General features: G+C 43.0%; 16 protein-coding genes. 4 read left to right on the top strand and 12 right to left on the bottom strand.

Annotation, left to right across the window (positions count from 1 at the left end; genetic code table 11):
- Positions 1-69: 69 nt before the first annotated feature.
- Complete coding sequence (locus tag AC3WJJ_RS13140; RefSeq protein WP_422657883.1) at positions 70-906, bottom strand: YitT family protein; 837 nt, start codon at positions 904-906, stop codon at positions 70-72.
- A gap of 202 nt (positions 907-1,108) precedes the next feature.
- On the opposite strand from AC3WJJ_RS13140, the gene AC3WJJ_RS13135 reads away from it, so the two are divergent.
- From AC3WJJ_RS13135 to AC3WJJ_RS13125, 3 genes are all read left to right on the top strand, one after another.
- Positions 1,109-1,654 (top strand): RNA polymerase sigma factor, encoded by a 546-nt coding sequence (locus AC3WJJ_RS13135; protein WP_492541184.1) that lies wholly within the window; start codon positions 1,109-1,111, stop codon positions 1,652-1,654.
- Positions 1,644-2,918: a DUF4850 domain-containing protein gene (locus tag AC3WJJ_RS13130; RefSeq protein WP_492541182.1), complete on the top strand. Its 1,275-nt coding sequence runs from the start codon at positions 1,644-1,646 to the stop codon at positions 2,916-2,918. The genes AC3WJJ_RS13135 and AC3WJJ_RS13130 overlap by 11 nt, the downstream gene beginning before the upstream one ends.
- A 219-nt stretch (positions 2,919-3,137) precedes the next feature.
- Positions 3,138-3,809: a stalk domain-containing protein gene (locus tag AC3WJJ_RS13125; protein ID WP_492541180.1), complete on the top strand. Its 672-nt coding sequence runs from the start codon at positions 3,138-3,140 to the stop codon at positions 3,807-3,809.
- A 92-nt stretch (positions 3,810-3,901) separates the two neighbouring features.
- On the opposite strand, the gene AC3WJJ_RS13120 is transcribed toward AC3WJJ_RS13125, so the two are convergent.
- From AC3WJJ_RS13120 to AC3WJJ_RS13075, 10 genes are all read right to left on the bottom strand, one after another.
- On the bottom strand, positions 3,902-4,738 hold the full coding sequence (locus tag AC3WJJ_RS13120) for a sulfurtransferase (RefSeq protein WP_492541177.1): 837 nt from the start codon (positions 4,736-4,738) through the stop codon (positions 3,902-3,904).
- Positions 4,739-4,783: 45 nt separating this feature from the next.
- Positions 4,784-5,296, bottom strand: coding sequence for an SEC-C metal-binding domain-containing protein (locus AC3WJJ_RS13115; protein WP_492541175.1), 513 nt, complete (start codon positions 5,294-5,296; stop codon positions 4,784-4,786).
- Between the two features lie 234 nt (positions 5,297-5,530).
- Positions 5,531-7,549 (bottom strand): acyltransferase family protein, encoded by a 2,019-nt coding sequence (locus tag AC3WJJ_RS13110; RefSeq protein WP_492541174.1) that lies wholly within the window; start codon positions 7,547-7,549, stop codon positions 5,531-5,533.
- Positions 7,542-7,673 carry a hypothetical protein gene (locus tag AC3WJJ_RS13105; protein ID WP_492541172.1) on the bottom strand — a complete coding sequence of 44 codons (132 nt, stop codon included), beginning with the start codon at positions 7,671-7,673 and terminating at the stop codon, positions 7,542-7,544. Before AC3WJJ_RS13105 ends, AC3WJJ_RS13110 begins: the two co-directional genes overlap by 8 nt.
- Before the next feature lie 259 nt (positions 7,674-7,932).
- Positions 7,933-9,093 (bottom strand): sporulation protein YhbH, encoded by a 1,161-nt coding sequence (gene yhbH, locus AC3WJJ_RS13100; protein ID WP_492541170.1) that lies wholly within the window; start codon positions 9,091-9,093, stop codon positions 7,933-7,935.
- Between the two features lie 208 nt (positions 9,094-9,301).
- Entirely contained in the window at positions 9,302-9,739 is a 438-nt protein-coding gene (locus tag AC3WJJ_RS13095) for a DUF350 domain-containing protein (RefSeq protein WP_492541168.1), read from the bottom strand.
- On the bottom strand, positions 9,736-11,073 hold the full coding sequence (locus AC3WJJ_RS13090; RefSeq protein ID WP_492541166.1) for a glutathionylspermidine synthase family protein: 1,338 nt from the start codon (positions 11,071-11,073) through the stop codon (positions 9,736-9,738). The genes AC3WJJ_RS13095 and AC3WJJ_RS13090 overlap by 4 nt, the downstream gene beginning before the upstream one ends.
- A gap of 6 nt (positions 11,074-11,079) precedes the next feature.
- The gene (locus tag AC3WJJ_RS13085) at positions 11,080-11,463 is read right to left on the bottom strand and encodes a hypothetical protein (RefSeq protein WP_492541165.1); all 384 of its coding nucleotides are present in this window, start codon (positions 11,461-11,463) and stop codon (positions 11,080-11,082) included.
- Positions 11,453-11,923 (bottom strand): hypothetical protein, encoded by a 471-nt coding sequence (locus AC3WJJ_RS13080; RefSeq protein ID WP_492541163.1) that lies wholly within the window; start codon positions 11,921-11,923, stop codon positions 11,453-11,455. The genes AC3WJJ_RS13085 and AC3WJJ_RS13080 overlap by 11 nt, the downstream gene beginning before the upstream one ends.
- Positions 11,924-12,152: 229 nt before the next feature.
- Positions 12,153-12,566, bottom strand: coding sequence for a hypothetical protein (locus tag AC3WJJ_RS13075; protein WP_492541162.1), 414 nt, complete (start codon positions 12,564-12,566; stop codon positions 12,153-12,155).
- A 194-nt stretch (positions 12,567-12,760) separates the two neighbouring features.
- On the opposite strand from AC3WJJ_RS13075, the gene AC3WJJ_RS13070 reads away from it, so the two are divergent.
- Positions 12,761-13,141, top strand: coding sequence for a DUF423 domain-containing protein (locus AC3WJJ_RS13070; RefSeq protein WP_422657871.1), 381 nt, complete (start codon positions 12,761-12,763; stop codon positions 13,139-13,141).
- Positions 13,142-13,221: 80 nt separating this feature from the next.
- Here the strand turns inward: AC3WJJ_RS13070 and AC3WJJ_RS13065 are convergent, their stop codons facing one another.
- The gene (locus AC3WJJ_RS13065; protein ID WP_492541159.1) at positions 13,222-13,776 is read right to left on the bottom strand and encodes a hypothetical protein; all 555 of its coding nucleotides are present in this window, start codon (positions 13,774-13,776) and stop codon (positions 13,222-13,224) included.
- Positions 13,777-13,915: the final 139 nt, after the last annotated feature.

Below are 13,915 nucleotides of genomic sequence, written 5' to 3'. Positions count from 1 at the left end.
AGATGCCAGCTCCGCTTCGTGCGGGCTGGCATCTTTTTTGTCTGTGCGCTAGAAAGGTTGTAATACGGTTTAGGAGGAAATATCAATAAATCCTTCGCCGAATACATCACGTACATCATGAATTGTAACAAAGGCATTCTTATCCTCTGCACGCACAATTTTTTTGAGGCTGGAAACCTCTTGCTTGCTGATTACAATGTAAAGAACGTCTTTGGTCTGCCCCGTATAATAACCGTATCCGCGTAATACGGTTACGCCACGGTCCATAGCTTCAGTAACACGAATCGCGATACGATCATGGTGTGTTGAAATGATGGTGACTGCTTTTTTAGGATTCAAGCCTTCGATAATGAATTCCATAGCCTTGGTTCCAATGTAGAGAAGAACCACGGTAAACATGACTTTCTCAACCCCAATAACAAAGATCGACAGTCCGGCCACAATAAGATCGAAGAACAACAGAGCGTAACTGACATTCCAATCCCAGTACTTATTCGCGAGGCGGGCTAGAATCGTTGTTCCAGCTGTTGTGCCACCAACTCTGATGATTAGTCCAATCCCCACACCGGCAAACAGTCCTGCAAAAATAGCATTTATAACGGGTTCACTTGATGAAATACGCCAGTTTTCCGTTAATAACAGAAATAGGGAGTTAAAGGCGACGGCAATAATTGTGTAGTATGTCGTCCTTTTGTCTAGCAATTTGTAACCGATGATCAGTAATATTCCGTTGATAACAATACTAACAAGTGCAGGAGACCATGCAAACAAATAATATAGAATGATTGAAATCCCCGTAACTCCGCCTTCTCCGAAGTCATTGGGAATGACAAAGAGATTTACAGCTAAGGCAAAGAGAAATGCTCCTACCATTAGCATAATCATATCAAGTGTTCTTTTTTTCATCCGAAAAACCTCCATCATTCAATAAGATCACAAAAAAAGCGACTAAAGGAAAGGATATCCTTTAATCGCTTTATGCAAACATTTTGCTCAGCTCTTTTGATAATTTAATCATAATAGAAATAAAACAGAATGTAAATCGCTATAACATGCAACTTTTCCAATTATACACAGGTCTATCTAATAGAGCCAAAGGAGGAGCGGCATGTCAAGCAAACTTAAAGAGTCCACTCAAACTATGAGTTCGATGGATTTCACAACATTAATGGAGACCTACGGTGAAGCAGTATGGAATTATGCTTATTTTCTGTCACGAAGTGGTACTATTGCAGATGATATTGCTCAAGAAACCTTTATTCGAGCTTATAAATATATGAATCAGTATCGCGGGGAATCTTCGGTTAAAACTTGGTTGTTGCGTATCGCGCGCAATCGTTGGTACTCCTATCGGAGCACAAGTTTTATTAAACGAGTCGTGTTAAAGCCCGAAATCTTCTCAGACTCATCGGTCCAGTCTGCTGAGGATGAAGCGCTTGAGCAATCGCTTAGTAACGAAGTATGGAAATTGGTATATAAGCTCCCTGTGAAGTATAGAGAGGTACTTATATTAACTATTCACTATGAGCTTACAATGGAGCAGCTGGCAGATACGCTTGGAATCTCGTTGTCCGCTGCTAAATCGAGATTACAGCGAGCTAGACGAAAAGCGAACGAACTATGGAAAAGGAGCGCAGGCGATAATGAACAATGACAAGTCGGAATGGGAAGAGAAGATGAAAGTGAAGCCATTTTCGAATAATCATTTTACCCCACAAATGACTAAACAGGTGGAAGATCAAGTTCAAACTCAAACACCATCTTTTAGAAAATACAAGATATTTTCTACTGTGTTTTCTTTGGTGGCGGGAGTTCTTTTTATTGTTTTTCTTACATGGGATCGTTCTTCTGAAGAGCAGCTTCTAATGCAAGCAGTGAACTTAAAGGATGTTCCTTCATCGGAGGAAGTCGATGTGATCACTTTCCCCGGAACGAATGGTGAAGAAGTGAAAATTCCTCTACAAATTACGAAAGCTAAACTAAGCGTGGATAGCGACGATCGTGTGCGGGTAACCGATCCCCCGTCCTTTAACCTGGTGGAGATGAGCTATAGAATTCCTCCAGAGATGAAAGACAAGCTGCAAGCTGTGCTGGTGTATCGTCCGGATAGGGTTGGGGGATATCTGTTGCTTGCACCAGCCGGTTGGAAAGCCTCAGCTATCGTTGGGGCGAATGGTTCCTATGGGGTAACTTTGATCCATCCTGGTAATAAGGAGCAGACATTAGTCTTTTCAGATTCAGCAGGGTCTTGTCAAGGATGCACCATTAACAGCATAGGAACTTATTTTCCTAATAAAGCGAAGTGGGCAGACCAGCTAGGGTTTACGGTGTATGATCCATTGATATTTGCAGAATGGAACCAGCTAGGAACTACCGGACCGGATGCGAGAACAGCAGTATACACAACAGATTCGGAAGATGGCTACTTTAAGAATGGGGCGGTCTATTACGAGAAGAATGATGGAGGAAATTGGTTTACATTCAGACAGTTGGAGTTTAGACTCTCACAAGAGTCGTCTTCTGATGACAGTTATGATACAGTGATTGATTTTTTTAAGGTACATCATGGTGCAATGAATGTAGCTACTGCTAATGTTGAGTCTATGATAAATGAAATTCCTAAAAAGATGGACCATGGAACAATTCTTACGTATCGCTTAGACGATAAATCTAAATTAACCTTTGACTTAGAATATGATAAAGGACCGAGCGGATCCGAACAGACTAATGTTAATTATGAAAATATGGATATAGAGGGTAGGGTGGCGGAAGACGCCTACATTGACTCAGTTAAGAAGTCAGTAAAAGAATTACCCGTTATCGATTTAGGGTATGATCTTCCTGCACCAGCTCCAGGGGTGGTTGTTATGTATGGTTCTGATGGATATATAAATCGTGTATATAATGAAGATGACTAAGGATCAGAGTCTTAAATATTAAAGAGATTTGTTAATGTAATCATCCTTCTCATAGCGAGGTAACCGACAGTGAAGTTACCGTGATATATCGTTTCTCGAAATGCTGAACGCTCGCTCATTTTCTTTTCTCTTTTCGTATCATTATTGCATATGTAGAAAATAATGGGTATAATCTCCGTAATTATTTTAAATTTATAATAACTGGAAGGGGATTGTGATTTGAAAAAGAAGGCGGCAATTACATTAACTTCATTAGCTATGTTGGGGTGTCTTGGTACGGGCGTTTATGCCGGTTCGAATCTTCAGGAAATCAAAGCTTACCTAAATCCAGGCATTAAGTTCAAAGTGGATGGACAGTCCGTTCAGCTTAAAAACAGTAGCGGTGCGGTCATCGCTCCCATTACTTACAACAATACTACATATCTGCCGGTCCGGGCGATATCCGACCTTTTGGGCGTAACCGTAAATTTTGATGGAAAATCCAATACGATTCAATTGGGCGAACAGTCTGAGGGTTACTCTATTGCTACAGGATTCGAATCCTCCTATCGTACCAAGGATCCGAGCATGACGGTTTACAAGGGTAAGGATTTTAAAGACGTCTACTTTGACAATGGAAGTGGCAACCGTGGATCCTCATTTATGCTTTATCCGAAAGGAAAGTACCAGAAGCTGTATCTTCAAGTGGCGGCGATCGGTTCTGACATTACGGATTTCCATGTGTTAGATAGTAATACGGATACTGTGTTAAAGAAACAGAATATCTCGGTAGAAGATGGGCTAATCACGATTGAGGTCAATATTGCTGGAGTGGATTCGCTCTTCGTACATGGTGATGTTGAAAAGGGCGGCTCTGTATTTATCCCGTTAACAACCTCTTATTATAAATAAAGTTAAGTGGAAGATACCAGTCGGTGTCTTCTTTGCTTTATGCATTTAATTCAGAAGAAAAAGAACCCGCGCATCGCGCGGGTTCTTGCATGTTACTCTTTCCTAGTAGCCACCGGATTCTCCGGATACGACACCCAGTCGCTCCAACTGCCTCCGTATAGCTTTACGTTATCGAAGCCAGCTTCATCTAGAGCGAGCACGTTCGGACACGCTGAGACGCCTGAGCCGCAGTATACGATAACGTCCTTATCTTTCGGAACAGACGCGAATCGCTTCTGAATGTCTTCTATGCTAATCCATCGCCCTTGATCATCCAGCAGGTCTTTCCAGAAGTAGTTGGCTGCTCCTGGGATATGTCCTGCAACAGGATCGATAGGCTCTTCAAGTCCCTCATAGCGTCGAGGCTCACGAGAATCGATCAGATAGGCAGAACCATCGCTTGTGACCCGTCTAACAGCGTCTACGTCGACAAGCATAGCGTCTTGTATCTCTGGCTCATAGCGGACTGGAATAACGATCGGTGTCTCCGCTGTAACCGGGAATTTAGCCTCAGTCCAGGCTGTAAAACTTTCGTCCATCACATAAACGCTTTGATGTCCCGTATATTTCAGCATCCACCAAAGTCGGCTGGCGACCATGCCGCCCTGATCATCGTAGATGACAACACGCTTGTCCTTATCGATGCCGGCAAGGCCGAGTGTGTTGGCAAGTACGTTGATATCCGGCAGGGGATGACGTCCACCATGCGCTGAAAGCGGGGAGGAGAGGTCTTTATCCAAATCCAAGTACACCGCACGTGGAATATGAGCCTTCTCGTACGCTGCTTTTCCAGCATCGGGTTGTCCGAGTGTAAAGCGACAATCAACGATGACAATATCGGGTTCGTACATTCTGGCAAGCAGCCACTTCATCGACACCAAATTTTTCATTAAGGACGGCACCGCCTTTGATAGAATCTGTAACGGGAAGCATATTTATTGAGTAACGGTCAGCTGCTCCATAAATTCGCTTAGTTGACCAGAAGATTTTGATAATGTTGTTGTAGCTACATCATATTTGGCTGCTAGATCAGCCTGAGTTACTGGGATCTCAAGTGCTTTGGTATACAATTGATCCAACGCTGCTTTAAAGCCGCCTGGCTTACGGAAACGTGGAGATTCTTTACGGCAGAAGCCGTTCCAAATAATAAGCGCATTATAGAGTACGAATAACTTCTCATCTTCTTTATGCTCATAGTCATTGTATAACTGCGGGAAAAGCTCCTCCGCTAACTGACGGTATGATTCATTATCCCATTTCATTTCGTTAAGCGTTGCCGTAAACTCCGCCATATTAGAAGGTGCCTTTAGGCTGGCTGCTTTCTCTTCATGGGAAGGTTCGATATGATGGGGCTGTCTTTCTGCCTGACGGTCTTTTTCAAGACAGCATTTTTTGTATTTCTTGCCGCTGCCGCAGTGACAGGCATCATTTCTACCTATCTTGTTCAAAAAACTCACTCCTCAAATGGTTGTTTCGGATCGTTAGTTAATTCTCATCTATATCATCATAAAAGATATTCTAATTTTTGACCACCTGTTGACTCGGGTTTATCCTGATTTTTCGCTATTTTATTATGAAAATAGACAAAATTAAAGACTTATTCCCCTTTTTGAAAGAGAAGGAATAAGTCTATTTGCATATATATTCTATTTATAGAATTAATTAGGTTATAATGGCGGATATTATTTTTGGATCGCTTTTAAAAGAAGTCCTGTATATGCTTCTGCACCTGCGGGTTTTAGGTGTACACGATCAGTTGTAAAATACTCTGGATGATTTTCACTTGCAGCATGCCAATCAACAAGCGTTGTATTCGGATAATTCTGACTGACTTCTGCAAGCGTATTATTCACATTTCGTTCCCAGTCTCGTGGAACACGGGTGTTTACCAGAATAACCTGCTTAGCTGAGCTAAGTGAGTCTAGCAGTGACTCCAGCTTCTTGCTTGAGAAAGATCCATTCGTACCAAGTCCGATAATAACAGTTCCATTCAGTCGACCCTTCGCTTGAAGTCCTGGGATCAATTCACTTACTTGAGCCAGCTGTCGGCCGATCTTGGCATCGATCTGTATCCCTGGTAGCTGCTTCTCTAGATAAGGGGCTACGCCAAGCATGACGGAGTCACCGATTGCGGTGATTGATTTGCCGCTTCGCGGGCTAGGAAGTTTGTTCCCAGACGGATTCTGGGTTGGTTTATTACTGTTACCTTCCAAAGGGTTCTTATCTGGAACTTTGTCAGTGCCAGGTTTTTCTGTGTTAGAAGGAGGGAGTTCTGCAGTTGGTTCCTTCTGTACAGGTTTCTTGACTGGTGTCTCAGGAATCTCAGTCGGTTGTTTATTTAGGTCCGGCGAATCCGGAGAACTCTGCCCTGAATTCTTGTTTGGAACGGGTGTGTCTGGACTCATCTGTTCTGGTGTTGTGGCTGGTTCTTCAGGTGGCGAAATCACACCAAAAGCTGATTCATTGTCTTGTTCTGTTGTAGCTCCAGAAATGCTTGTCATCATCCCTGCACAGAATATTCCGATTACGAACAGGGTGCTGCATGTAATGATACAGCTTTTCAGTGACATGCGATCTAGGCGCCACTGTGGATGACGTATTTTTTGCCATAAAACTTTTAGTGCTCCGTGGCGAATTGGATTCTCTATATACTTCCAGGATAGAGCCGCTAATAAGATGCTTACAGCAATCTGGAGCGATGTATGCAGAAGGCTGTTTTCTATAGGGCTACCATTCGGACTGGTTAGAATAAGAACGGGATAATGCCACAAGTAAATACCGTATGAACGGACTCCGATCCATCTTAGTGGCCTTGTGCCCATGATTTTCCCAAGTATCGATGCTGGGTGGGCGAGAATCGCTACAACGACTGCTGAAGCAAGCGATAGAATCACCATACCACCTTGATATAGCGACTCCTCATATCGGTCCGTGCTCCACATCATGTAGATCACTAAGAACAGTGCGGCTGTACCAATCGTATCCAACCCTAGTCGCACCATAGGTGATGTTGTGGATGGTCTCTTGAAGCTGGGCCATACAATGGCGAGAGCGGCCCCAATGAGCAGACTAAATGCCCGGGTATCCGTACCGAAGTAGACACGACTTGGATCACTGCCCGGTTCATAAATTAAAGCCATCGTTATTGCGGAAATACCCGCAAGCGCCACAATAAAATATAACATTTGTCCCCGGCGCGGAAATACGTACAGACCGATCAGCATGATGAGTGGCCACAAGAGGTAGAACTGTTCTTCTACGGCTAGTGACCACATATGGCCCAGTGGAGAAGGAGGGCCGAAAGATTCGAAATAAGATACGTCTTGGAAAATAAACTGCCAATTACTTATGTATGTTACAGCGGCGGCAACGTCTGTGCGAAGCGATGACAACCGAGTGTGATCAAATAGAGTAACCCATGTCACAACGATGATGAGCATCGTGAACATGGCGGGAAGTAGACGTCTGAATCGTCTATACCAGAAATCCTTCAGGTCAAGTCGACCGTAATTTCGCCATTGGGAAGCTAGAATATCTGTAATTAAATATCCAGAAAGTACAAAGAAAATGCTCACTCCCAAAAAACCGCCAGGAGCAAAATCAAAACCCCAGTGGTAGCACATCACACCAATAAGTGCAAGCGCTCTGAGGCCATCTAATCCTGGCATATAGCGGGTTTCTTTTTTCAGTGGTTCAGGCATCGGATCTCACCTCTGCCATACTCGAATTACGTAATTTGGTGTCGCTAGTTAGCTGCTCTTCCGCAGTGAAGTTCATATTCACAAACGTCTGGATGCTATTAGTCAGAATAGTCATTTGGAACATGCGTAAATCTTCCCTTTCCAAAACAAGATGTCGTAGATTAATACTAGCACTGCAAGCTGAAAAGGAGATGACAAAAAGGTAAAGCTCAGGATACATATCGATGTCAATAAAAAGACAGAATTTTAATTAACTCTAGTGTCGAAATATTTCGAACCTCAGCAGATTGTGTCGGGACGTTGTTATCTACACTGCGGTGTATCATAAAGAAGAGGAGGCTTTTCTACCTCCTCATAAACAAGCTGTCATATACCAATAATTACTAGGCGTTTGTCCCAACTCTCTTTCGGAAAAAAGTCTTGAGTGCTTCATAAACTTCGCTCTTGTCCTTGATCACATGGAATAGGAACTGATCCATTTTAATGTTCTTATAAGCAGACATCAGCGTACTGCTTCGATTGTATTGATTTACCTCGCCATATCCGAACATATTACTCACTTTGAGCAGTTCTCCGATCAGCTTGACACAGCGTTCATTGTCAGAGGAGAGATTATCTCCGTCTGAGAAGTGAAAAGGATAGATATTGTAATGAGCAGGGGGATAGCGCCGATTGATAATATCCAGTGCTTTGATGTAGGCAGAGGAACAGATTGTTCCACCACTTTCGCCTCGTGTGAAAAATTCCTCCTCGGTGACTTCCTTCGCTTCCGTGTGATGAGCAATGAACACAATTTCGACTTTTTCGTATTGTCGTCTCAGAAACCGAGTCATCCAGAAGAAAAAGCTCCTTGCGCAGTACTTTTCAAATGAGCCCATGGACCCTGAGGTGTCCATCATCGCGATGATAACGGCACTTGATTCAGGAATGACAGTATCATCCCATGTCTTGTAACGAAGATCATCCGGGCTGATGTGATGGATCCCCGGATTACCGGAGGATGCGTTACGTCGTAGGTTTTCTAAAATGGTTCTTTTTTTATCGATGTTCGACATGATGCCCTTTTTACGGATATCGTTGAAGACGATCGACTGTGTTTCAATCTGCTCCTTATCCTTGGGCATTAACAAGGGGAGTTCGAGTTCTTCGAATAACATGTTTTCGAGCTCCTCGATACTTACCTCTGTCTCGACAACATCTTGACCTGGTTGATCGCCGGCTTTTTCACCTTTTCCGGGGGATTGCTGGGAGTTATCGCGTCCTAATACATCACCAACTTGACTGTCCCCATCCCCTTGCCCAACATGCTTTTGTTTCTGGTAATTATAAATAAACCGGTATTCATCAAGGCTTCGGATCGGTACTTTAATAATCTGTTTACCATCGGAGAGAATGATATTCTCTTCCGTGATGAGATCAGGAAGGTTTTGCTTGATAACTTCTTTGATCTTTCGTTGATGGCGAACCTGGTCCTGATAACCTTTACGATGGAGCGACCAATCTTCACGGGATACGACAAACGACAGAGAATCTTCGTTCTTCACAGGCAGGCACCTCCCACTTTCGGCCATTAGCTTGGTACGGTCATTAGGTCTGTAGTATTTCATTATATTCTTGCATGCTGTCGTTATGTGAGTGTGGGTGGGTAGGAACCATATTTTTAGCTTGGTCTATTTTTAGCACACAAAAAAAGCTTACCTAAACCTACAGTACTTGTAAGCTAGGTAAGCTTTCTCGCATCGTATTGAACGTCTACATTAAGAAGGTTCCGACAACAATGGAAACACCAATGATAACGGATCTTAGAAGCTGAGCGACAGCGAGGTTGCCGTTAGCAATTTCCTCACACACTTTGAAATGAGGCGTGATCCAGTCAAAGATCAAGTAGACAAGACAAAGGATGGCCATACCAATAAGCGACCATACGATCATCTGGATCCAAGAATGGGAGCTGTAAGATACCATCGCCACAATAATGCATAGACCTAGCAGCTTACTTCCCATGTAGAGACCAGCCGCAGTATTTCCTCCAGCAATTTCTTTACGGTCGTCAAACCGTGTTAATCTACTGAATACAAAATAACCGATAATAAGCACACTAATAATGATAACTAGACCAATCATAACATTTAGAATATCTGAGCCGAACGTTTGCAAAAAAAAGCCCTCCTCATAAAATGATTCATTCATCGTTCCGGCGTGAAGATGGCCGCAGGGCAGTAATAGGCACCATCCCCGGTCACCTTGTCACCAATTCTAGAAAGAATACCACCGAACTTGCCCCCAATCACGAAAGCCCCCGTTAATAGATGGCCGTGATAGAAGCCTTCTTCCGTTTCGACATTAGCTTTTGGCATCGACCAATACTGTTGGTAAATCTTTGGTTGATTGTTGTAATAACTTATTACATCTTCATCCAATTCGAGTTCTTCGTTTTCGGTAGGTGAAGCTGTGATATGGTTGTTCTCTGCATATTCGTGCAGTGATGTCCCCTTACCTTCGCGTCCCCAATAGCTTTTGGCTACATATGGCGAGTTGTTAGCTATAAATGGTTCTGGACTAAAATAGGTAGGCAAACAGTAGGTTGAAATGGTATGTAGCTCATGAGAGTCGAACAATGTAAAGCCACAATATTCAGAAGTCTGATGATTTCGTTCATATAGAGACCATATTGTCGCAAGGAATCCCTTGCTCTGCATCAAGAAATTTTGAGGCGGATTAATGAGTCCGATCTTCCCTTGGGCTGCTAATTCCAGCAGCGCCAGACCAACCAAGGTCCCTGAATCTTCTTCCTGGTCCTCAACAAGGTATTCTAGAGGATAAAGTCGGTACCAGATATCAATTTTTCGTCCATTATGATACAGACCTTGATCCGGTATAATGTTCAGTTCTTCTAGCGGAGCATAATGAACGGGAATGTTCATTGTACGAAGCTGCTCCATTAAATAGAAGGTGTTGTAACGATCTTCGATATGCCAATCGTAACAGCTGAATGTGACGGATGGTGTGAGACCCTGTTCCTTATAATAATTCACGAAGTCAAACAGCTCGTTTCTTAGAAGAGAGGTCAGGCTCTCAGAAGGTCCCTGCCAGGAAGTATGCTTCTGAAGAATTTGTTTTTCAAGGTATGCGGACTCGGGAATACCGGTCGGTGTATCTGCATTATTCTCGATCATCTTCAGTCCTTCTGGACCAAAAATCCAATCTTGCCGGGTAATTCCGCTAAGCGGTATTTCCATACGTACAAGTGGTACAAGAGAAGGAGGGATGTCGAGCTGCTGGATCAAGTAGCTGTCTGGCATATAGCGCTGTATAAAACGAAGTGTTTTACGGAATATAGCATCCATAGCTTCAGAAGCAGCATTCAGCTCTGTGATTTCCTCAGGTGAATATAGAGCGATCGAAGGAAGACAATAGGCCTTTCCATACATCCGATGATAAGGTACAACGCTTGAGGTTTCACTGGCATAGATGTCTTCTTGTGTCTGTCCGAGAGAATGGATTAGTCTAACCGTACTATTCACAGTCTATCAACCTCCAGATCGCACACCACTTGAACCGCCGCTGCCGAATCCAGTATGGCTTTTTGAAGAGCGAATAGAATCACTCTGGGAGCGGGTAAGGGGTGTTCCTGAACCGTGATATACGCCAGAGCCACCGTTGTAGTAATAATATCCTCCGGAAGAGTTATATTCACAGTATTCGATATTAGGATCACAATCCTCATAGCTCTGTCCGCAGCCGGTTAGCGTGGCTGGAACTGCGAGCATCAAGGCAAAGGCAGCGAGTTTCGTTTTAGAGCCGGGTGCTGACGTAGTAGCAGAAGTGGTATCAGCGGTCGATGCGGCGAATTCTTGTACTTCTGAGACATGTTCCTTAAATTTGGTAGGGAATGCGTCACTGTTATTGTTCATCCTTATCTGCCTCCTTCAGAAACAATCGCACACAATCGAGCTTCGGATCATAAATACTAAATATGACTTCATAGGTCACAGTGCCAAACACCAGATAATGATTAAGAAGATAAGTGGCAACATCCCGCTTGAATGTGGGTACTGGAAAGAGCTGCTGTGGAGTTTGAAATGAATCTTCTGACCATAACAAGTATTCAATGCGAGTGGAAGCTATAGAACTCACGTTGAGATCAATCGCAGATTGTATTGCACAACCGAAGGTTTCCAGTTCTTCTGCATGAAACGGAGTTATGTAAATGAATTCGCCAGCTTGATCATCGCTTTCATGTGACAAATGAACATATAGTTGATCAGATAAAAGGGTTGCATCCACCAATTTTCTAATAAATAACTCATCCTGTGAAATGGATGATTGTTCGACTGGTTGAGGGCCTCCCCGTGATTCTTCTGGCCACGTCACATATTTTAATTGATAATAAATAACAATTACCTGCCTTTCTGAGTAGGGCCGCGTAAAAATTTATCCACCTAAAAATGGATCACTTGGCTATTATATACGGGTTATACGTAGAACTGCCATAAAAAGATTCAAGCATGAAACGATCATTTTTAGCCATGATCAAGCATTGTCTCATGATTAAAGGGGCTATCCTATGCAGGACAGCCCCTTTAATGTTGTTGCACGATTGTTACGCGATCAATACGATTAAGAATAGGATCACGATGGTCAACAAGACAACTCCGTTAATTATGGCACCGATAACAGAATAAGATCTTTTTTGCTTCTTGGAGAATGCGCCTACCATACCGAGTATGAAACCAATGAAATTAATGAGTGCAATAATGATGAACACGGCGGCAAGAGATGTCATGGCTTCGAGTGCTTCTTGTGTTGGCTGTGTGATGCCCTCTGGAGTGACATACGGTTCAAGCATGGCATTTCCTAATGAAGCCATAATGATGTAACCGATCAAGCTTATAATGGATAGTGCAAATGATGTGATCCCAAGACCAGAGTGTTTCTTCTCGGGAGGGATAAATGTGATCTCAGGGTGAGAAGATGTGTTCGTCTCCGAAGGATGGGATGGGGTCTGCTTTTTCATGAATAGCTTCGCTCCTTATTCGTAAATCGATATGTATGGTGTCTGTACTAATTTTTCACAAAATAGCCGCGAAATCAAGTCTCTTGCTTTGGGTAAGACCGTGACAAACCTCTATTCCAAGGTTAAACTAAATGTTAGTAGAAATTTTTGAATGCACATTTTACTAGCAAACTTTTAAAGGAGCTGTTCCACAGATGCAGAAAACATTTATGGCATGGGGCGCTGTATTCATGGCATTGTCCGTAGCGATTGGAGCGTTCGGGGCTCACATGCTGGAAGGTAAAATTACGGCAGATGAGATGGCAATATATGAAACGGGTGTACATTACCATATGATTCATGGTATTGCTGTCATCATTACAGGTCTAGCAGCTGGATTGTTCGGTGAATCCAGAAAGCTGTTCTGGGCAGGTGTATTATTTAGCGCGGGTATTATTATTTTCTCTGGAAGTTTATATGTACTAAGTCTTAGTGGTATTAAATGGCTTGGTGCGATCACACCGATTGGTGGCGTATCCTTTATTGCTGGGTGGCTGATTCTTATGTCTTCGGCATGGACTAGAAATAGAGCATAAGTGGTATTGATCATAAAAAAACGGCTTGCCTGACCTATTACGGGGGCGAAGCCGTTTTTTTGTTCTGCACAAATATTTATCTAACTCGCACTGAATTCATCGATTTCATTCAAATTAAAGGTATAAACCTGCTTCTCGTCTACATGATAAACAGTAACCAAATGATTGTTGTCATCATAGTTGAGAATACGACAGGGTAAACTTAACTGTTTGCCGTTGCGATTGGCTGTTAGCCGAATTAGACGGTTGTCCTTAGAATAAATTTTAATCCATTCGAAAGGGTCGTTCTCTGTTGAGTGAGGAAGGCTCGGTGCAGCAGGCTTCGTTTCTTTAACGGGTAAGCGATTGCTTTTGATGGCATTCTTGGGGGTGCTTATCGTATGGGCAGATGATGCGTCGGTAGACGTTGAAGTCTTAGATGCTTTCGAGATGACAGAACGCTTCTTTGCCTGGATTAAGCTATCGATGATTTCACCAAGCTCTATTCCCGACTTCACGCGAAAATCGATTACCTCTTCGGATTGGTTTAGCATCTCCAGTAAATGTTGTAAAGCTAGTGCGTTGGAAGAGCTCTTTACTAGAATATCAACATTAAACAAAAAACCGTTATCATCTGTGGTTGTAATTTTGTTCATAATATTACGGTTCACCAGCTTTCAAAATGTTTCCTGAATACAACTATACCATATTCAAAAATTATTCAGTAGTCCTAATGTCATAGAGATGTACATGAAAATCATTTTTATGTAGAGACGTTCGCACCATACCGTATCC

The organism is Paenibacillus sp. FW507-14B1B (genome assembly GCF_058781425.1).
The sequence above is the reverse complement of the archived record's forward strand: the minus strand, read 5'-3'. Positions and strand labels throughout refer to the sequence as shown.

Bases quoted from the DNA above. Each gene is read 5' to 3' on its own strand.
- AC3WJJ_RS13095 (WP_492541168.1), bottom strand. From the start codon at position 9,739: ATGAATGAATCATTTTATGAGGAGGGCTTTTTTTTGCAAACGTTCGGC.
- AC3WJJ_RS13135 (WP_492541184.1), top strand. From the start codon at position 1,109: ATGTCAAGCAAACTTAAAGAGTCCACTCAAACTATGAGTTCGATGGAT.
- AC3WJJ_RS13140 (WP_422657883.1), bottom strand. From the start codon at position 906: ATGAAAAAAAGAACACTTGATATGATTATGCTAATGGTAGGAGCATTT.
- AC3WJJ_RS13075 (WP_492541162.1), bottom strand. From the start codon at position 12,566: ATGAAAAAGCAGACCCCATCCCATCCTTCGGAGACGAACACATCTTCT.
- AC3WJJ_RS13085 (WP_492541165.1), bottom strand. From the start codon at position 11,463: ATGAACAATAACAGTGACGCATTCCCTACCAAATTTAAGGAACATGTC.
- AC3WJJ_RS13120 (WP_492541177.1), bottom strand. From the start codon at position 4,738: ATGAAAAATTTGGTGTCGATGAAGTGGCTGCTTGCCAGAATGTACGAA.
- AC3WJJ_RS13105 (WP_492541172.1), bottom strand. From the start codon at position 7,673: ATGTTCCAAATGACTATTCTGACTAATAGCATCCAGACGTTTGTGAAT.
- AC3WJJ_RS13070 (WP_422657871.1), top strand. From the start codon at position 12,761: ATGCAGAAAACATTTATGGCATGGGGCGCTGTATTCATGGCATTGTCC.
- AC3WJJ_RS13110 (WP_492541174.1), bottom strand. From the start codon at position 7,549: ATGCCTGAACCACTGAAAAAAGAAACCCGCTATATGCCAGGATTAGAT.
- AC3WJJ_RS13130 (WP_492541182.1), top strand. From the start codon at position 1,644: ATGAACAATGACAAGTCGGAATGGGAAGAGAAGATGAAAGTGAAGCCA.
- AC3WJJ_RS13065 (WP_492541159.1), bottom strand. From the start codon at position 13,776: ATGAACAAAATTACAACCACAGATGATAACGGTTTTTTGTTTAATGTT.